Origin of the sequence: Shewanella olleyana, assembly GCF_023283825.1 — a bacterium.
GTDB classification, from domain to species: Bacteria; Pseudomonadota; Gammaproteobacteria; order Enterobacterales; family Shewanellaceae; genus Shewanella; species Shewanella olleyana.
This window is the reverse complement of sequence record NZ_JAKILD010000013.1, coordinates 68,856-88,386: the sequence shown is the minus strand read 5'-3', so window position 1 is coordinate 88,386 and position 19,531 is coordinate 68,856. Positions and strand designations below refer to the sequence as shown.

The following is a 19,531-nucleotide window of genomic DNA, read 5'->3' as shown; positions in this document are numbered from 1 at the left end:
AATGAGATTACGACTATTATGCCAAAAGCCTGCGGGAGTGAATACCTATACCTGATGGCATAGAAAACTTATAATGCAGATATTACACAGCCTTAAGCTGTTCAAATAATCTGGGATTACTCATGTTAAGTTACCGTCACGGTTATCACGCTGGCAATTATGCCGATGTACTCAAGCATTCAATGTTGCTGCAAGTGCTTAAACTCATGCACAAAAAACATAAGCCAATGGCTTATATTGATAGCCATGCGGGTGCTGGCGGTTATGCGCTAACCGATGAGTTCTCTAAGAAAACAGGTGAGTATTTAGATGGTGTAGCTAAGCTTTGGGGCAAAGATGATTTACCAGAGTCCTTGCAGCTTTATATTGAAGATGTAAAACATTTCAACCAAGGTGAAGAAGATCTGGCTTTTTACCCGGGATCTCCAGCTTTTGTTGATATGAACATGCGTGAGAAAGACCGCATGGTATTACATGAGCTTCACGGTACTGATTTTGCCACACTGGATGAGCAGTTTGCAGATGATAGACATGTACGTGTAGTAAAAGGTGATGGCTTAAAAGGACTGATTGCTGCAGTACCACCGTTAGAGCGCCGCGGCGTTGCACTGATTGACCCAAGTTATGAAATAAAAACGGATTATCAAGATGTGGCCCACGCGATTATTAAGGCGCACAAACGCTTTGCAACTGGCGTTTATATGCTTTGGTACCCTGTGGTTGATAGAGCACAAACAGAAGCTATGTTGAAAATTTTGGCTGACAGCGGCATTAAAAACCAACTCAGAATTGAGCAATCAATCACCCCTGACAACAATGCATTTGGTATGACAGCTGCTGGTTTATGGGTGATTAACCCACCATGGCAATTAGATATCGCCGCTAAAGAAACCTTGGATTATTTAGAGCGCAGTCTAGGTCAGAGTGGCGGTAAAACAGTGGTTAAGTTAGAAGTACCTGAGTAAAGCTCCTGAATAGCGCTTCAAGAAGCACTCAACAAAACATCAGCAAAAAGCCACCATAATTGGTGGCTTTTTAATGTGCAAATTACAAGCTGGCAAAAATAGAACTCACTAAACACAATCCTTATTGCCAGAGTAAGGGCGTGTAAACAGTCCTATAAACGCACTGAAAATCCCCGATACAATGTCTTTCTGTGGATCACTGCGAGTATTACCAGGTCTAGACTCCCTTTCGTCGCGCTCAGCTTTGTTATTGGCCGCGCCAACGACAAAATCGCAACCTGCATTCATCGAGGCCGTTTTAACGCTATTACTGCTACAGCCAGTCATCATTGCACTCGCTACCATGATTACCGACAGAATTAATATTTTATTCAATGTATACATCCTTGTTTAACATCCTTTTACATCACGTACTTTTTAAACACCTAAGGGCGTTTAAATTAAAACGCCCCTGCTGCCCCAGGAAATACCACAGGGCTGGTATTGCCATCTTTACCTACGGCTGCAACACCGTAGAGATAATTATCTATGACCATATTCTTTAAAATAAATTCATTCACTTTGCCCACATAACGACTATGGGTCCATTCTGATTCCGTAGTTAAACGCCAATAAACGCGATAGCCAACAACATCCTTACTGCCGTCATCATTCCACTGAATTTTAGTATCGGGTTGCATAATCCCTTCAATCTTCACCCCCGTTGGAGGCGCTGGCGCCCAGGCCATCGACGCTAAGCTAATGGCATTTAATGCAGTCAGTTTGGCATTAAAATCAAAATCGACACCTTCAATGACATCACCATACTCAATGCCATTTTCAGTACGTAAGTCTTGGTGTTGACGATCGTAATGTTCATTAGTTTCCATCACTCTAACAGCTGGCATACCCGCTTTATTAAACGGTAAATGATGGCCACCACGACCGAAGCGATCGAGACGATATACCAACATCACATCTAAATTCGTCATGTATTGGTCAGCTAAGGTTTTAATATTACGTGCTAAGTTACGCGATGAAGAATCATTTTCGCCGCCACTAAAGTAACGCTCTTTTGCCTCTGCTTCAGTTTCAGCGATTCGCACACCTTCTGAAAATACTCTCACGGTAGAGTTGTTAATCACCCCGTTAATCCCAGCGATATTACCAATCATGTCATTATTCAATACCGCTTGAACTTGCCAGTCATGCTTTTTAGCATAGTTGATTAATACATCACCACCATATAAGCCTTGCTCTTCACCTGACAACGCAGCATAAACAATGGTGCCATTAAACTCATATTTAGACAGCACTCGCGCCGCTTCTAATGCACCCGCGACACCTGAAGCGTTATCGTTGGCACCTGGTGAATCTGAGGTAAAGTTCATTGGGTCGGTGACCCGTGAGTCAATATCGCCACTCATCATCACGACGCGATTAGGATCGGTTTTGCCACGCTGAATCGCAAAAACATTGACCACTTCAGTCGGCTCAGGAATTCGCTTACCAGTGACGGTTTCTCCTACCATCACCACTTCAAGACAACCGCCACAGTCAGCTGAAATGCGCTCAAACTCGTCTTTAATCCAACGTCTTGCCGCGCCAATACCTCGGGTATCAGACTCAGTTTCGGACAAGGTATGGCGGGTACCAAAACTGACTAACTTGGCTACATCATCATGGAGTCGTTCGGCTTTAGGCGCTGTGGCAATATCGTATAAACGAAGATCTTCTTGCGAAGGTGCTGGCGCGGCGCTCGCTCCAAAGCTGATTAAAGACATCAGTGTGAAAACTGATGCTGCTGTTTTGGTTAACTGTAATTGTCGTTTCATAGTTTCCTCTAACTTTGCAGTGCAGCGCGATAACGTTTTAAGAGTATTTTTACCCGCTCTACATAGGCTTGTGTTTCAGGATAAGGTGGTATGCCTTGGTATTTAGTTACTGTTGTTGGGCCGGCGTTATAAGCCGCGCAGGCCAAATCAATGTCGTTATCAAATCTATCGAGCAAATAAGCTAAATATTGACTGCCGCCCCAGATGTTTTGCTTCACATCATAAGCATCACTTACGCCAAGTTCTTTAGCTGTGGCAGGCATTAATTGCATTAACCCTATAGCGCCTACTTTCGAAAGTGCCTTGGCATTAAAGGCAGATTCAGCATGGATAACCGCTCTGATTAATGCAGGTTCTAATGCAAACTGCTGGGCTGCGTCGTTAACATAATCCTTATGCTTAAACGCAAATAAAGGAATACTGTACCAATCCACCTGCGAGTCAACTTGGCAGGCAAAACAGTCATATAACAAGACTTCAAAATTAGCCGAGTCAGGCACTATATTAGAAAAAGTCGTAATGCCACCTTGCTCATATTGGTAGATTTTACGTTTAGGCTGGCTGCTTTTAGTTTGGCTTGAATCTGAAAAGGAAGCTGTTTTTAACGGTTTAACCCACTTTGTTTTTTTAGCAGGAGCCGTATTTTGATTGAGTTCGACTTGGCTTGTTGGCGCAGCAATGACTTTAGGTTGTAATACCAGCATAGGTTTAGGGGAATCGTCAGGTATAGCAACCACTGCCGGGTGAAGCACTTGTTGTTTTTTAGGCTTTAGATGCAAGCGACTTTCTACATCTTGATTTAGTTCTGGTTCAGTAGATTCTGGTTCAGTGGGTAATACCACAATCGGCGCTAACAACACTTGTTGGGATTTTACGGCTTGTTTAACTTCAGGTTGTGGGGTCGATACCCAAGTAGGTTTAACCGACTCAACACTTTGGAATTGCTTATTTGGCTTTGTAGGTAATGAGTTATCAGAAGGTGCTAATTTAGCATGCTTTTTGGCTATTTCAGATGTTTGTATTGATGCTGTAGGTGCAGAAACAGTTGGTGTCAAAACCATTGGCGAAAGGGACTTACGTACTTTCTCTTCCATTTTTAATGCAGGCTGTTCTGTCGGTTGCATTGTCCGTTTAGCTTTATCATTAGTTGCTATATTCCCCGATTGGCTATTAACTTTATCGTCAAGATGAGGCGCAGCAAATGCTCCGTTCACTGGCAAAAAACCAACAGCAGAAATTACGGCTAAAGCTATGATTATAAATTGTATTTTTTTCATTATTGTTATAATTATTCTGTAAAATCATTTTATTGTCATATTCAAAATGACATGCTGTTTCTGCATTATGTTAACGAGTATGCTTGCAAACAAGACACCTCATTGAGTAATGATGTACTGAAACTGCTGGCTCATTTAACTTATTAAATCCACTATTAATCATAATAGCCACATTTCACTTCAAAGTTCACCCTATCACGCTAAAAGCAGTGTTTTTTTATTGCGCACTTTTTTACAATTTCGTCAAAAACCTGATAAAAACCAGGGTTTAAACCTTCGAAAATGAATACTTTAGAATTACCTGAGTTGAAAAGTAGATTAAGTGATCTATTAAAAAACAAAAATTAACACTTATTATTTTTATCATTAAAAAACATAAAGATAACAAAAAACGATGGTGGGTGTTTTTTATACCCTCTTACAAAAAAGCAATTCTCTTTCTACCATTTTTAGCTAAAATGAGTTGTCATTACGTTGCGTTGAATGAATAACTGTTGTTAAGTATTATTTATCAACTTTTTCATCGTTAATTTAAGCTTAATTTAAAATTTATAAGCTAGTCTGTAAGTTGGCAAAATCTCAAACTCATAATAATTAAGCCAAGCTAAAGGGAAGATCATGTCCGTTACGTCAACAAATAATACGCCACCTAAAAATGGCGCGCCGCCATCAAACACACCACAAGATCTTGCGAGTAGCGGTGCATTCGTTAAATTTCTCAATATCGTTGAGCGTTTAGGTAACTTATTACCTCACCCAATCACTTTATTCGCTATGTTCTGTTTAGCCGTCATTGCTATCAGTGGTATTGCTGGATATTTTGAACTCACCGTTGCAGACCCTAGACCCATCGGCAGTTCAGGCCGCAGTGAAGACGGACTCATTCATGTTGTCAGCTTAATGAACGCTGAAGGCTTGAGAATGATGGTCTCAAACTTAGTGACTAACTTTACCGGTTTTACTCCTCTCGGTACTGTATTAGTTGCGCTTCTCGGTGTCGGTATTGCTGAGCGTTCAGGTTTACTTTCAGCAGCAATGCGTTTGTTGGTCATGGGCGCATCAAAACGTCTAGTAACCTTGACTATTGTGTTCGCAGGTATCGTGTCAAACACCGCATCGGAACTAGGTTATGTGGTATTAATCCCCATGGCGGCAATGATATTCCATTCACTCGGGCGTCACCCGCTGGCAGGACTTGCTGCCGCTTTTGCGGGGGTATCAGGTGGTTACAGTGCTAACTTATTGTTAGGAACAGTCGATCCTTTACTGTCTGGTATCACCGAAGCTGCTGCGCAAATGATTGACCCAGAATATACCGTTGGCCCTGAAGTAAACTGGTATTTCATGTTCGTTTCAACCTTCTTAATTACCACCTTGGGTGCCATCGTTACCGAAAAAATTGTTGAGCCTAAGCTGGGTAAATACGATGTCTCTGAAGCAGCTGATGATTTATCCGAGCAAAAAATGGATAAAGTATCTCAAACAGAAATCCGCGCGTTAAAAATGGCAGGTCTATCGGTATTGGTATTTTCAGCATTATTAGCCCTAACTATCGTGCCTGATTGGGGCGCACTACGTAATCCCGATACTGGCTTGGTGGCAGGATCACCGTTTTTAAAAGGGATTGTCGCCTTCATCTTTATTGGTTTTGCGATTCCAGGCTTGGTTTACGGTAAAGTTGTTGGCAGCATGAATAAAGACACAGATGTCATTAATGCCATGTCCCACAGCATGAGCACCATGGGCATGTATATCGTTCTGGTTTTTTTTGCATCTCAGTTTGTTGCTTTCTTTAAATGGACCAACCTTGGCGCAGTATTAGCGGTAACTGGGGCCGATGCCTTAAGCAGTATTGGCTTAACGGGGCCATTAGTGTTTGTGCTATTTATTATGCTGTGTGGTGTGATTAACTTAATGCTCGGCAGTGCGTCAGCGCAGTGGGCAGTAACTGCACCTATTTTTGTGCCTATGCTGATGTTAGTGGGTTATGCTCCTGAAACTATTCAAGCAGCGTATCGTATTGGTGACTCTGTCACTAACTTGATAACCCCAATGATGAGTTACTTCGGGCTTATCCTTGCGGTAGCCAGTCGTTATAAGAAAAACTTAGGTATCGGAACGCTCATCGCCACCATGTTGCCATACTCAATCGTGTTCTTTATCGGTTGGACCTTGTTCTTCTTCCTATGGGTATTCGTACTTGGTTTCCCTGTAGGTCCTGGCGCAGCGACTTATTACACGCCTTAATGGCTAAGTTAAGCTGACAAATAAAAACCAGTAACATGTTTCTTGTTACTGGTTTTTTTATGTTAGCTCATAGCTTTATAAGTTATTTGGGTTGTAAAAGATCAACCAATTCTTGTTCATATTGCTCGAGTTTATTCAAGTTAAACCCTGTGTGCTGCTGCACTAACTCACCTTGGCGATTGAAGATAAAGCTGCTTGGCATACCTTTGAGTGCAAATAGCCTTGCGACCTCACTATCTGGATCGTAACGAACGGCAAAATCAGCGGGAAAGTCTTTTAAAAAACTCAACGCTAGCGGTAATTCAACATCAAGGTTAATGGCTACAACGGCCAAACCTTGCTGCTGATATTTAGCATGCATTTGGTTCATCCACGGAAATGACTTTCGACAAGGACCACACCATGACGACCAAAAATCGACGTATACCACTTTACCTTTGAACTCGCTTAAGCTGACTTGCTCACCCAGCTCGTTTTGAACCATGTGGCTCAAAGATGGTGCAGCATCAACCTCCGACACCGATAATACCAGCAAGGCCATTAAAACCATGCGAGCTAGCATGTTTGGGGGAGCTATTGCTAATTTCATATCCATATCAAAACTCATCTCATTAAGCTTTTCACTATTTTTCTTCAGCTTATTTAACTTACGTTTATTCCTTTACGCAAGGATCAATAAAACGTTAGTCATTGCGTTTCAACCTAATTATTTATGCTCGGACATAAAAAAGCCTGCATATTGCAGGCTTTTAAGTTTATGAATAAGTTAACTTAAAGATTAACTTTTTTCAGTGGTTTCCGCTTCAGCTTCAGGCGGTTTGTAGCCTTTACGTTCTTTTTTGTTGAATAATTTCTCAACCACTACGAAGAATAATGGAATTAAGAAAATACCAATAAAGGTCGAACTCATCATGCCACCCAGTACACCTGTACCTAGTGCATTCTTACTACCAGAACCTACACCAGTACTGATCGCTAACGGCACAACACCTAGACCAAATGCTAAAGAAGTCATCAGGATTGGACGTAAACGTACCCGTACAGCATGCAGCGTCGCTTCAATCAAACCGGCACCTTTATCGTAGAATTCTTTAGCAAATTCCACAATCAAAATGGCGTTCTTGGTCGCAAGTCCCACTGTCGTTAATAGACCTACCTGGAAGAATACGTCATTAGGTAAACCACGACCATTCATCGCAATAATTGCTCCAACAACCCCAAGAGGCACAACTAAAATTACCGCAAATGGTACAGACCAACTTTCATACAAGGCCGCCAATACAAGGAATACGACTAAAATAGATAGCGCATACAATGCTGGTGCTTGGTTGCCTGATAAACGTTCCTCAAATGATAGACCGTTCCACTCAAGACCGAATCCAGGTGGTAATTGCTTAGCCATTTCTTCTAGATCTAACATCGCATCACCGGTGCTGTACCCAGGCATAGTCGCACCTTGAATATTAACAGCCGGTAAACCATTAAAGCGTTGTAATTGCGGCGAACCAAAATTCCACTTACCTGAAGCGAAAGCTGAGAACGGCACCATTTCGCCTTCTGAGTTTCGTACGTACCAAGTGTCTAAATCACTTGGTTGCATGCGATACTGTGCATCACCTTGAAGGTAAACCTTCTTCACACGGCCACGGTCAATAAAGTCATTCACATAAGAGCCACCCCAAGCTGTTGCGAGTACGCTATTTACATTATCAATATCAACGCCAAGAGCACGAATTTTAGCCTGATCCACTTGGATTTCGTACATTGGCGCATCTTCTTGGCCATTTGGACGAACACCGACAAGATTCGGATTTTGCGCTGCCATACCCAGTAACTGGTTACGTGCAGCAATCAAGGCGTCATGTCCTTGACCACTCCGGTCTTGTAAGTAAAGATCAAAACCATTGGCAGTACCTAGCTCAATTACCGCTGGCGGCACAAAGGAAAACACCATGGCTTCTTTGATCTGCATGAACCTGCCCATCGCTCGAGCTGAAATAGACTGCACGTCTTGTCCAGGCTCACTACGTTCGGACCAATCTTCAAGACCAACAAATGACATGCCCATGTTTTGACCCATACCTGCAAAGCTGAAGCCTGCAACGCTAAATACAGATTTAACGTTACCTTTTTCTTCTGCTAGGTAGTAATCATTGATCTCACTCAATACATTAACTGTACTTTCTTGAGTCGAGTTGGTTGGCAAAATAGCCTGTGTGAACATGATCCCTTGATCTTCATCAGGTAGGAATGCTGTAGGCATACGCATGAACATCCACGCGGTTGCAACGACAATGACGATATAAACACCCATCATGCGAACAATTCGCTTTAAGATACCGGCAACAGTGCCCTCATAACGCGAGGTTAACTTGTCAAAACTACGGTTAAACCAACCGAAGAATCCGGTATTAATATGGGTATGACCCTTTGGCAGCGGCTTGAGAAGAGTTGCACAAAGTGCAGGAGTTAAAACCATCGCCACAAAGACCGACAATGCCATTGCCGTCACAATCGTCACCGAGAACTGACGATAAATAACACCGGTAGAACCCGACATAAATGCCATTGGAACAAATACTGCGGATAGTGTTAAACCAATACCAATCAAGGCACCGGTAATTTGATCCATCGATTTACGCGTCGCCTCTAGCGGACTGAGTCCCTCTTCAGACATTACCCGTTCAACGTTTTCCACCACAACAATGGCGTCATCCACCAGCAAGCCAATAGCCAGTACCATAGCGAACATGGTCAAGGTGTTGATTGAGAAGCCCAAAGCAGATAAAACAGCAAACGTACCCAATAACACAACTGGAATAGCAATTGTTGGGATCAGTGTTGATCTGAAGTTTTGTAGGAACAAGAACATGATCAAGAAAACAAGAACAATTGCTTCGAGAATGGTGTGGACAACACCTTCAATTGATTTCTCAACAAATGGAGTCGTGTCATATGGATAATGAATCACCAGACCATCAGGGAAATAAGCTTGTAACTCGTCTAGTTTTTCACGAATATTATTGGCAGTATCAAGTGCATTAGCACCTGTTGCAAGCTTAAAGGCTAAACCAGATGCAGGCTTGCCATTATAGAATGACTCAACCGAGTAGCTTTCTGCGCCTAATTCAACACGCGCAACGTCATTTAAGTAGACATTGGCGCCTGACATATCAGATTTAAGAATAATCTCTCGGAACTGCTCAGGGGTTTGTAATCGGCTTTGCGCTGTAACCGTAGCATTTAACTCTTGCCCAGGCATTGCAGGTGCGCCACCTAATTGACCTGCTGATACTTGAGCATTTTGCTCTTTAATCGCAGCCATTACATCAATACTGGTTAAGTTATATTGAGTTAATTTGAGTGGATCGAGCCATATACGCATCGCATATTGCGCACCGAATAACTGTAACTCACCGACTCCAGGTACACGGCTCATTGGATCTTGGATGTTTGCAGCAACATAATCTGCAATATCGTTTTTACCCAGCGAGCCATCCTCTGATACAAACGCAGCGACCATTAAGAAACCCGCACTGGATTTATTAACGTTAACGCCTTGCGATTGTACTTCTAGCGGTAGCAAAGTCATTGCCGCTTGTAATTTATTCTGTACCTGTACTTGAGCAATATCTGGATCAGCTTCAGCATTGAAGGTTAAGGTAATTGTCGCGTTACCAAAGCTATCACTGCTTGACGAGATATATCTCAAATGATCAAGGCCAGTCATACGCTGCTCAATAACCTGAGTCACCGTATCTTCCATGGTCTTAGCTGAAGCACCAGGGTAAAAGGCATCAATAACTACTGTTGGCGGAGCAATACTTGGATATTGCGCAACCGGCAGACCTCTAATGGCTAAGATCCCTGCCAGCATAATCAAAATTGAAATCACCCAAGCAAAAATAGGGCGATCGATAAAATAACGAGCCATAAAAAAATCCTACTTTGGTTGAGAGTCAGCTGTTAATACTTGAGGAGTTACTTCCGAACCAACACGAACTTTCTGTAAGCCATCAACAATTAGCTTATCGCCAGCTTGTAAACCATCAGTAATACGCCATTGGTTTTTTATGACTTCAGCAGTGGTCACAATACGCGACTCAACTTTATTGTCAGCACCGACAACCATAGCCATCGCTTCACCTTTGGTGTTGCGAGTAATTGCTTTTTGAGGCACTAAAATCGCTTTTGGATCTTGACCTGCATTTAAAATTGCTCGTACATACATGCCAGGTAATAACACCCCGTCAGGGTTCGGAAACTCTGCTCGTAAAGTTACAGAACCTGTTGCCTCACCAACACTGACTTCTGCAAACTGTAAAATACCCGCTTGATCATACGTGGTGCCATCTTCTAAAATTAGCTTCACTTCAGCGTTGTCACTTTGTTGTAACTTACCCGCTTTCAGTTTGGCCTTTAAACGAAGTAGCTGCGCGCTTGATTGAGCAATATCAACATTAATAGGGTCAAGCTGTTGAATTTTAGCCAATGGCAAAACTTGGTTTGCAGTAACTAATGCACCTGGTGTCACACTAGATTTACCAATACGTCCAGAAATAGGCGCTTTAACTTCAGTATACTCAAGATTAATGTTTGCTGTGTTAATCGCAGCTTTGGCTACGGTCACATTTGCAATCGCTTCTTTGTAAGCCGCATCTGCTTCATCAAAATCTTGTTTACTGATTGCATTTGTTTCAACAAGTGCAGCATAGCGGTCAGCTGTTGCTTTTGCCGAAGCTAAAGAAGCGTTCGCACTAGCTAAATCAGCCTCTGCACTAATTAGCGCAGCTTCATAAGTTGCCGCATCAATTTGATAAAGTGATTGACCCGCTTCAACATCTTTACCTTCAACAAAACCACGGTTAGTGATAATACCTGAAACCTGAGGACGTACTTCTGCTTCTAAAAACGCGCGGCTACGACCTGGTAACTCAACTTGGATAGCTTGAGATTGCTCAGTCACGCTCAACACTCCTACTGGAACGGGGGGTGCTTTTTGCTGGGTTTGAGCCTGTTCGGCTTGACCACAAGCTGTAATCCATAAAGCCGCAGTGATAACTGAGGCTATTTTCAGTGCTTTGTGCATGACTGTTCTTACTCCTAATGACATCATCTGTAACCGTCTGCTTCATTGCACCACGATTACGAATAGCGATAATCCTAACGTTATAATTCACTTCTTTTTGATGGGCACTGTTATCGCACATAACGCACACCCACTCAAACTCAACTACCATTTAAAATATTATAAATTGTAAACAAATAATAAGCTTAGCGGCTTTGTTTTAAATATGTTAAAAATTCTATTCCAACAAAAATTACAATCTATAAATGTTACAAAAACGTTACACGCAAATAAGTTCGTAAAACTCCAATATACAACATAACGTTAAAAAAAATGCATATGAAATAGTATTTTATTTGGTTTAGTTTAGGTTAAACCAGATATTTTTCTATTTTCTCAATAAAAATTATTGAGCTTGTAGCGATAACTCCTCGCTCAGTAACATTTCACGCCACCAACGCTCAGTTTTCATCGCAGATTTAACTGACACAGCCTCTCCAAAAATAGGAGTGACGACATGAACATTTGCCTGCTCGCCTAAATGCACAATCCGCTCTAATGGCTCAAACCAATCATGCAAGGCTAAATCAAATGTCCCATTGTGAATGGGTAACATGGCAGCTTGATGAAAATTGTCACCGTTTAAATCGATATGGGCCTGCAAGCTTTGCTCAGGCATCATATGAATGTCACTCCATAAATCATTATAGGCACCCGTTTCAATCATGGTGATATTAAATGGGCCATAACGCTCGCCAATTTCTTTAAAACCTGGAAAGTAACCACCATCACCACTAAAAAATAACTTACTTTGTTTCCCTTTAATGACCCAGCTCGCCCACAAAGTGGTATCACGGTCAAATAAACCACGGCCAGAAAAGTGCTGTGCTGGCGTTGCGACTAACGTTAAATCATCTAATTGAAGTTCTTGCCACCAAGACAGCTGATTCACCTTGCTAGGTTCAACGCCCCACTCAATAAGATGATTGCCCACTTTTTCAGGTGTCACAAAATACTGAACCTTGTCTTTCAGTTCTGTCACAGCCGCTTTATCTAGATGATCATAATGGTCATGACTAATAATGACCGCCTTAATAGGAGGTAATTGTTCAATATTTATTGGAGATTGATGAAAACGTTTTGGTCCAGCCCATTGCACAGGCGAAGCTCGTTGACTAAATACAGGATCTAAAAGGATATATTCGCCATCAATACGAATTAATAATGTTGAGTGACCCAGACGAAAAATTTGATCTTCAGTTGAAAAACTCAGGCTTGTTGCTGTAATAGGCTGAACTGGGACCTCAACTTCAGGGGCTGGATGCAGCCTTTTTGTCGTCATATAACTTTTAGCAATGCTCCAAATATCACTTAAGCTAGATTGATAGGCAATATCGGTATTTTCAAATTTCACAGCTTCAGCTTTGTTATTACCGAATATTGCTTTAATTGAAAATGCCATCACTAAAACTCCTACAAAAATCCACAGATATTTCATTTTTAACACAAAAAGTAAACTACACGGTGCAGTTTATTAAAATATGATTGAAAAGTAAACTGCCCAGTGTAGAATATCTACAGATTTACTGATTGAGCCAAACGATGCCTAAAGAAAAAATGACCTTAAGCCAGATAAAGCGAGCAGATATTATCAATGCCGCTAAAGTGACCTTTACAGAATTTGGGGTTGCTGCAACAAGTATGGATAAACTCGCTGAGGTAGCAGGCGTATCTAAACGTACTGTTTACAATCACTTCGATACCAAAGAAGCGATTGTCATGACCTTGATGGCTGATTTATGGGACCGCTCTTTAAAGCATAACGTCGCTGAATATCAGAGTGACAGACCGCTACTTGAGCAGCTTTCGGAAGTGGTATTTAAAGAAGTTAACTTCATTAGTAGTCAGGAATACATTGAACTGACACGTATGGCTATTGGTCACTTTTTTTATACTCCAGAGTCAATGAATAAAGAATTTCAGCGGGTCAAAAAACAAGAAAGCGCCACCATGCGCTGGATAAGAGAAGCTATAGCCGACAAAAAAATATCGGTAGCTAATGAAGAGCTGGCATTACAGCAAATACATAGCCTGATAAAAGGCAGCTGCTTTTGGCCACAAGTGATGCAGTTTGCTGAAAGACTCAATCATGATGAACAAGTGAGTATTGCTAACGAAGTCGCAAAAATGTTCTTATGCCGCTATCAAATAGCATCAGCTTAGCCTTATATACCCAAACAACTTGAAGATACGTGTTTCAGAGCTTCACCGTGTTTTCAATACTAGGCGCGTTAATGCGGTAATGTAGGTACCTTATAAATTAGCGCAACAACGTAGTGGGAACACGGTGAAACTCCCTGAGGGCAAGTTTTACACGCGTTTATGCTGCGTTATTGATTTTGAAAAGGGAATAACCATTATCCGCAATCAATGCCTTGCCTAAACGCGTGTAAATTCTTGCTGAAATCGAGCATCTTCAGCTTGTTTGGGTATAGAGGCTAAACCCGATTATCACCCACTCCCAAAGAAATAATGCGGCTGATATGCGCAAGGCTCAAACCAGACTCTTGTTGCCAATGATTAAAAGCCGCCTGTGCTTGGCGAAGCGCCGTTTGTGAAGTAAAACCAGCATCAACAACCTTGGTGGCTGTTAAATAAGATTTCACATCATTGGTTAATAAAAAAGTGTCTTTGCCTATGGTGCGCAAAAAATAAGGGCCAGTATTGCCGCCTAAGCGACTGCCTTTCTTTTTTAACGCTTGCCATAATAGAGTGATGTCTTCTTCTGGCCAATTAGCAATAAACTCAGCAAAACTGCCATTCTCAGCAGCAAGCTGCTGAACCATATAGGCATTATCGACAATTGATTGGGTTTTCTTTTGATGGCGTATCAGTGTTGCATCAGATGCTCTTTGTTGGATCTGATCAGGCGACAGCATTAATACTTTAAAAGGCTCAAAATTAAAGAAAGCTTCTTCATAGGCAGGCCATTTGTTTTCAACCACCCGCCAGACAAAGCCACTCTGAAATACTTGTTTGCTCATGGCTGACAACAACTGAGCATCAGAATACTGACCAATTTCATCAGCTTCCAATGATTGTGGCATTAACAAACCTAACGCTTTGGCGCCGCCTTTTCGTTCAGCTGCACGATCAAATATATCGCTAAATTTTTCTAGTTTTGCCACAGTGCTACCTACTCAATACGCTATCAATTATGGATATGATAACGCTTACGACGCTAAACTCAATTTAGGCGCGCTGTTTTGCTCTTTCTTAACTTGTAAAAACTCTTTCCACTTAACAATTTCAGGCGGCATTTCAGGGGTTGGGCCGAAATAGCCACCCGCTTCAACCAGTTCAGTAATCGGTACTTGTTTACCTTTACAGATGAACACACCGCGAACATGCATGATGCAATGCAGGCCTCTAGCAGTCACGAAACGTTGTTCGATATAAAAATACTTCTCATCCCAGCCAACAATGCGAGTTTCAATTTCAAATTTTTCCATCGGTTTAATATCACGGAAAAAAGTAAACTCCGACGCGTTCACGATAGGTAGCCATTTAAGTTTAAGGAATTTTTTCATTAATCCCATTTCGGCAATCATATGGGTACGAGCAAGATCCATAAACGCAGGATAACGAGAATTGGTTAAATGCATATTGATGTCGCAATCAAGTGGCCAAGCGCGGTAACTAATTCGGCTGGTATCTAAAAAGCCTATTTTTTTTGCCTGACGGTTGCGCCAAAACATCAACCAAATTAGGCGGAAATATAAATTCATATACTACTACTCCATGTGAACGAAACAGGCTAACAGAGGTCATACCAGCTATCAAGCCTGCTTACTAAATTAACAAATCATTAAATAGAACAACTTATACAAAAATCTATTTGATAAAGGTTAACCTTCGATATTGAATAAATAATTGTCGCCTCTGTGAGCGTTAACACTTTTTTAAACGAGCGTTTTGGCTTACCATGGCGGCGCTGTTCACACATTGGGTGTGAGCAGGTTATTTTAATTCTCAGGGCGGGGCGAAATTCCCCACCGGCGGTGATGTTAACTTACCTTTATGTAATCTTAACTAAGCCCGCGAGCGCTCGATTCGTCGAGGTCAGCAGATTTGGTGATGTAGATGTAATGTCTACTATTCCAGAGCCGACGGTTATAGTCCGGATGAGAGAGAATAGAAATACGCCAGTGAGCCTATGCTTGCTGGTGTATTTCGTTTGGCGTAAAACCCCTCTTTAAAGCCCTGATTCTGGTATTTTTTAGGAGTTAACCATGAATCAGTTATCACTACTTTCGCCTTTTGGCGATCCTATCGAACGTGTTGAAAAAGCCTTAGCTGCATTACGTCTAGGTAACGGCGTATTATTGCTCGACGATGAAGATCGTGAAAATGAAGGCGATATTATCTATTCAGCAGAACATCTTACTAGCAAGCAAATGGCATTAATGATCCGCGAATGCAGCGGTATTGTGTGTTTATGCTTAACTGATGACCAAGCAAACAAGCTTGAACTGCCACCAATGGTGCAAGATAACAATAGCGCTAACCAAACGGCTTTTACTGTGTCTATTGAAGCTAAAGAAGGCGTCACCACAGGTGTTTCAGCACAAGATCGTGTTACCACAGTAAAAACCGCCACTGCAGCTAATGCTAAAGCATCAGATCTGGCTCGCCCGGGGCATGTTTTCCCACTTCGCGCACGCGCTGGCGGTGTAATGTCTCGTCGCGGCCACACCGAAGGCACGGTAGACTTAATGCAAATGGCAGGGCTTCAACCTGCTGGCGTATTATGCGAAGTGACCAATGAAGATGGCACCATGGCAAAAGCACCTGAAATTGTCGCATTTGGCCTTAAGCACAATATGCCAGTGTTGACGATTGAAGACATGGTGATGTACCGCCAGCAACATGATTTGAAATTGGCCTAGTGTTGAAAGTTTAGCGTCTACGAAAACAAAAAAAGCGACTGATAACAGTCGCTTTTTTTAATGCCTTTTTTAATTCTTACAAATCAATATACAGCTGAGTGAGTAAGGTTTTGATTTGCTCATCATCGTCTTCAAACTTAATCCCAACATTGACCTTACCGTCTTCAAAGCGGCTATTACACACCTTAGCAGGAATGAAAACCCCTTCATTATTAGGATTACGGATCATCACAATAATGTCTTTCTGACTCACTTTAAGATTCGGATTCTCAGTTTTAAATACGAAGCCACAGCCTTTGGATGAAATATCAGAAATAATGCCTTTTAGTTGGGTACCATGGCTCGCATCATTTTCATCTTTTGCTTGGATAGCTGCTGGCAAATGCGTGACGAAGCGTTGATGGGTTCGTAACTGACGGTTTTCAATTTGCTTTGGGTAAGACAGAAAAATAAACTTTTCTGGGATTTTAGTGATATTGCGAATGGTCGATTTAAAGGCGTAGCACTCGCCCTGTTGACCTTCCAATAGATAACGAACCACTACACCATTGCCTTCAACAAATACATCGCTGTAATTTTTCATTTGCTGCGGTGCGGGGTGCTTCAAAATAATATATTTACCCAGCTCAAAGCCAACCAAAATAGCTTTGGTTCTAAATTTCACAGGGAAATCAATTTGAATATCGACCGTTCTTCCTGGTGATAAGGTAAAGAATACTTGCTCGTCTGGTGATGGTTGCTGGTTCAAAATACGAATCCGTTCAAGTTATGCTGTCTATGACGTAGTTAACCTGAGCTCGGGATAACAACTTACTTTCTAGAGGTTATTTTTACTGATAACGGCGTTAAATTTGTTTGCAATAGGCCTGCTATTGACGCACAAATTTGCCTTGTTCTAAGCAAAAATATCTATCTAGAATAAGATTGAAAGCAAACATGTAATAATTCAACAGTTTAACTAACTTCTTATCCCGGGTTCAGGTTAGTAATGTAACTTTGGTGTTTTAATAAGTTCATCTTATAAAACAACTAATCCTGACAAGGTAAAAACAAAAAAGACACCCTTGAAGTTACTGTATATAACTTAGAGTGCCTTTTGATTTTATTGTTTTACTTTTAAAAAGCAATCACTTATTGATTTTATTTGAACTCAGGCATTAATACCTGAATGACGTAATAATGCATCGGTATTCGGCTCACGGCCCATAAAGCGCACAAATAAAGTCATTGGCTCTTCACTGCCCCCCATTTCAAGGATGTTGTTTAAGAAGCTTTTACCAGTTTCAGGGTTAAAGATACCTTCACCTTCAAAGCGTGAAAACGCATCTGCAGATAATACTTCAGCCCATTTGTAGCTGTAATAACCTGCAGCATAACCACCAGCAAAAATATGAGCGAAACCATGTTGAAAACGGTTAAACGATGGTGGAACATTAACGGCAACTTGGCCACGTACTTCATCAAGAATGCCTTGAATATCAGCACCTTTTTCAGCATCAAACTCATGGTGCATTCTGAAATCAAACAGTGAGAACTCAAGTTGGCGCAGCATCATCATGCCTGACTGGAAGTTCTTTGCAGCGAGCATTTTATCAAGCAGTGCTTTTGGTAAGGCTTCACCCGTTTCAAAGTGACCCGAGATTTCAGCTAAGGCTTCTTCTTGCCAGCACCAGTTTTCCATAAACTGACTTGGAAGCTCAACCGCATCCCAAGGCACACCGTTAATGCCAGCAACACCGCCGACTTCAATTTGAGTCAACATATGGTGAATACCATGGCCAAATTCATGAAACAGAGTGGTCACTTCATCATGGGTAAACAATGCAGGTTTACCATCAACTGGGCCATTAAAGTTACAGGTTAAATAAGCCACTGGTTTTTGCAGCCCAGAACTGGTTACACGGCGACCACGACAGTCGTCCATCCATGCTCCGCCGCGTTTACCTGTGCGGGCATATAAATCAAGATAGAAGCTACCACGATGCACTTTTTCAGCGTCATAAATGTGGAAGAAGCGCACATCATCGTGCCACTTATCAAAGCCTTGTTGCTCTTCGATACTTAAACCGAATAAGCGCGATACTGTGTAGAACAAGCCTGATAAGACTTTGTCTTCAGGGAAGTATGGACGTAATAATTCTTGTGATACTTCATATTTATGCTGCTGTAATTTTTCAGCATAAAAACTTAAATCCCATGAGGCCATTTCAGTAACATCAAAGTGCTCTTTAGCAAATGCTTTAAGTTCAGCAAGTTCTGCCTTGCCTTGCTCTTTTGAGCGAAGTGCTAACTCATTTAGAAATGATAATACTTGGCTAGGATCATTGGCCATTTTGGTCGCTAACGATTTATCAGCATAGCTATCAAAACCTAATAACTGCGCCAGCTCATGACGTAACGCTAAAATTTCGTCCATGTTGGCACTGTTATCAAATTCGCCAGCATTTGGACCTTGATCTGATGCACGAGTTACGAATGCCCGGTAACATTCTTCGCGTAACTCGCGGTTATCGCTGTAGGTCATCACAGGTAAATAAGACGGGAAATCTAGGGTAAATAGGTAGCCTTCAAGCTCTTTCGCTTCAGCCATCGCTTTTGCTGCAGCGATAGCCGATTCAGGTAAGCCTGATAACTGTGATTCGTCAGTAATTAACTTAGACCAAGCTTGGGTGGCGTCTAACAGTTGGTTTGAAAAGTTGCTGGTTAATTCAGATAAACGTTTAACGATTTCACCGTAACGGACTTTTTGTTCATCGTTTAAGCCAATACCTGATAATTCGAAGTCGCGTAAACTCTGAGTCAATAAGGTTTGTTGCGCTGTGGTGAGTTGCTCGAACTCTGCTGATTCCTGAATCGATTTATAAGCTTGATAAAGCCCTTGGTGCTGACCGACAAAGGTGCCGTACTCTGATAATAAAGGTAAGCAAGCATCATGGGCCTCGCGCCATTCATCAGTACTCGTCACTGAATTCATATGTGAGACTGGTGACCAGATTTTACTTAATTGATCATCCACCTCTTCAAGCGGTTCGATTAAATTTTCCCATGAGTATGTGCTGTTATCTGCTAATACTTGATCGATTTTACTGCGACATTGTGCGATAGCGTGTTCAACTGCTGGCTGAATATGCTCAGCTTTAATCTTCGAAAACTGCGGCAGTTCGCTCTGTTCAAGCAAAGGATTATCTAGCAATGTGTTGCTCATAGGTGA

At 41.8% G+C, this 19,531-nt stretch carries 15 protein-coding genes and 1 riboswitch; of the genes, 4 read left to right on the top strand and 11 right to left on the bottom strand.

Annotation, left to right across the window (positions count from 1 at the left end; all coding sequences use genetic code 11):
* Positions 1-122 precede the first annotated feature (122 nt).
* Positions 123-965 (top strand): 23S rRNA (adenine(2030)-N(6))-methyltransferase RlmJ, encoded by an 843-nt coding sequence (locus L2735_RS11065; RefSeq protein ID WP_248984766.1) that lies wholly within the window; start codon positions 123-125, stop codon positions 963-965.
* A 108-nt stretch (positions 966-1,073) separates the two neighbouring features.
* Here L2735_RS11065 and L2735_RS11060 read toward each other — a convergent pair whose 3' ends face one another.
* The 3 genes from L2735_RS11060 to L2735_RS20180 all read right to left on the bottom strand — a co-directional run bounded on the left by L2735_RS11060 (position 1,074) and on the right by L2735_RS20180 (position 3,993).
* The gene (locus L2735_RS11060; RefSeq protein WP_248984765.1) at positions 1,074-1,340 is read right to left on the bottom strand and encodes a hypothetical protein; all 267 of its coding nucleotides are present in this window, start codon (positions 1,338-1,340) and stop codon (positions 1,074-1,076) included.
* 65 nt (positions 1,341-1,405) lie between these two features.
* Positions 1,406-2,779, bottom strand: coding sequence for a M28 family peptidase (locus tag L2735_RS11055; protein WP_428848307.1), 1,374 nt, complete (start codon positions 2,777-2,779; stop codon positions 1,406-1,408).
* Between the two features lie 8 nt (positions 2,780-2,787).
* On the bottom strand, positions 2,788-3,993 hold the full coding sequence (locus L2735_RS20180) for a lytic transglycosylase domain-containing protein (protein ID WP_248984764.1): 1,206 nt from the start codon (positions 3,991-3,993) through the stop codon (positions 2,788-2,790).
* A 681-nt stretch (positions 3,994-4,674) separates the two neighbouring features.
* Between L2735_RS20180 and L2735_RS11045 the strand changes: the two genes are divergently transcribed.
* Entirely contained in the window at positions 4,675-6,303 is a 1,629-nt protein-coding gene (locus tag L2735_RS11045) for an AbgT family transporter (protein WP_248984763.1), read from the top strand.
* An 82-nt stretch (positions 6,304-6,385) separates the two neighbouring features.
* On the opposite strand, the gene L2735_RS11040 is transcribed toward L2735_RS11045, so the two are convergent.
* From L2735_RS11040 to L2735_RS11025, 4 genes are all read right to left on the bottom strand, one after another.
* Positions 6,386-6,898 carry a TlpA disulfide reductase family protein gene (locus L2735_RS11040; RefSeq protein WP_248984762.1) on the bottom strand — a complete coding sequence of 171 codons (513 nt, stop codon included), beginning with the start codon at positions 6,896-6,898 and terminating at the stop codon, positions 6,386-6,388.
* Positions 6,899-7,081: 183 nt separating this feature from the next.
* Positions 7,082-10,237, bottom strand: coding sequence for an efflux RND transporter permease subunit (locus L2735_RS11035; RefSeq protein WP_248984761.1), 3,156 nt, complete (start codon positions 10,235-10,237; stop codon positions 7,082-7,084).
* A gap of 9 nt (positions 10,238-10,246) precedes the next feature.
* Positions 10,247-11,392, bottom strand: coding sequence for an efflux RND transporter periplasmic adaptor subunit (locus tag L2735_RS11030; RefSeq protein WP_248984760.1), 1,146 nt, complete (start codon positions 11,390-11,392; stop codon positions 10,247-10,249).
* Between the two features lie 385 nt (positions 11,393-11,777).
* The gene (locus tag L2735_RS11025; RefSeq protein WP_248984759.1) at positions 11,778-12,833 is read right to left on the bottom strand and encodes an MBL fold metallo-hydrolase; all 1,056 of its coding nucleotides are present in this window, start codon (positions 12,831-12,833) and stop codon (positions 11,778-11,780) included.
* Positions 12,834-12,973: 140 nt separating this feature from the next.
* Between L2735_RS11025 and L2735_RS11020 the strand changes: the two genes are divergently transcribed.
* Positions 12,974-13,594, top strand: a complete 621-nt coding sequence (locus L2735_RS11020) for a TetR/AcrR family transcriptional regulator (RefSeq protein ID WP_248984758.1) — start codon at positions 12,974-12,976, stop codon at positions 13,592-13,594.
* A 275-nt stretch (positions 13,595-13,869) separates the two neighbouring features.
* On the opposite strand, the gene L2735_RS11015 is transcribed toward L2735_RS11020, so the two are convergent.
* Both L2735_RS11015 and L2735_RS11010 read right to left on the bottom strand, forming a co-directional pair.
* Positions 13,870-14,559: a DNA-3-methyladenine glycosylase I gene (locus L2735_RS11015; RefSeq protein WP_248984757.1), complete on the bottom strand. Its 690-nt coding sequence runs from the start codon at positions 14,557-14,559 to the stop codon at positions 13,870-13,872.
* Between the two features lie 45 nt (positions 14,560-14,604).
* A complete protein-coding gene (locus L2735_RS11010) occupies positions 14,605-15,159 on the bottom strand; it encodes a thioesterase family protein (RefSeq protein WP_248984756.1) in 555 nt (184 codons plus the stop codon).
* A gap of 236 nt (positions 15,160-15,395) precedes the next feature.
* Positions 15,396-15,571: riboswitch (FMN riboswitch) on the top strand.
* Between the two features lie 92 nt (positions 15,572-15,663).
* Between L2735_RS11010 and ribB the strand changes: the two genes are divergently transcribed.
* Complete coding sequence (gene ribB, locus L2735_RS11005; RefSeq protein WP_248984755.1) at positions 15,664-16,320, top strand: 3,4-dihydroxy-2-butanone-4-phosphate synthase; 657 nt, start codon at positions 15,664-15,666, stop codon at positions 16,318-16,320.
* A gap of 76 nt (positions 16,321-16,396) precedes the next feature.
* Here the strand turns inward: ribB and L2735_RS11000 are convergent, their stop codons facing one another.
* Complete coding sequence (locus L2735_RS11000) at positions 16,397-17,068, bottom strand: flagellar brake protein (RefSeq protein WP_248984754.1); 672 nt, start codon at positions 17,066-17,068, stop codon at positions 16,397-16,399.
* Positions 17,069-17,470: 402 nt separating this feature from the next.
* The gene (prlC, locus tag L2735_RS10995) at positions 17,471-19,525 is read right to left on the bottom strand and encodes an oligopeptidase A (RefSeq protein ID WP_248984753.1); all 2,055 of its coding nucleotides are present in this window, start codon (positions 19,523-19,525) and stop codon (positions 17,471-17,473) included.
* Positions 19,526-19,531: the final 6 nt, after the last annotated feature.

What these genes read in the sequence shown, in the direction of transcription:
- L2735_RS11010 (WP_248984756.1), bottom strand. Translation starts at nt 15,159, where the DNA reads ATGAATTTATATTTCCGCCTAATTTGGTTGATGTTTTGGCGCAACCGT.
- L2735_RS11025 (WP_248984759.1), bottom strand. Translation starts at nt 12,833, where the DNA reads ATGGCATTTTCAATTAAAGCAATATTCGGTAATAACAAAGCTGAAGCT.
- L2735_RS11065 (WP_248984766.1), top strand. Translation starts at nt 123, where the DNA reads ATGTTAAGTTACCGTCACGGTTATCACGCTGGCAATTATGCCGATGTA.
- L2735_RS11055 (WP_428848307.1), bottom strand. Translation starts at nt 2,779, where the DNA reads ATGAAACGACAATTACAGTTAACCAAAACAGCAGCATCAGTTTTCACA.
- ribB (WP_248984755.1), top strand. Translation starts at nt 15,664, where the DNA reads ATGAATCAGTTATCACTACTTTCGCCTTTTGGCGATCCTATCGAACGT.
- L2735_RS11020 (WP_248984758.1), top strand. Translation starts at nt 12,974, where the DNA reads ATGCCTAAAGAAAAAATGACCTTAAGCCAGATAAAGCGAGCAGATATT.
- L2735_RS11040 (WP_248984762.1), bottom strand. Translation starts at nt 6,898, where the DNA reads ATGGATATGAAATTAGCAATAGCTCCCCCAAACATGCTAGCTCGCATG.
- prlC (WP_248984753.1), bottom strand. Translation starts at nt 19,525, where the DNA reads ATGAGCAACACATTGCTAGATAATCCTTTGCTTGAACAGAGCGAACTG.
- L2735_RS11045 (WP_248984763.1), top strand. Translation starts at nt 4,675, where the DNA reads ATGTCCGTTACGTCAACAAATAATACGCCACCTAAAAATGGCGCGCCG.
- L2735_RS11035 (WP_248984761.1), bottom strand. Translation starts at nt 10,237, where the DNA reads ATGGCTCGTTATTTTATCGATCGCCCTATTTTTGCTTGGGTGATTTCA.
- L2735_RS11030 (WP_248984760.1), bottom strand. Translation starts at nt 11,392, where the DNA reads ATGCACAAAGCACTGAAAATAGCCTCAGTTATCACTGCGGCTTTATGG.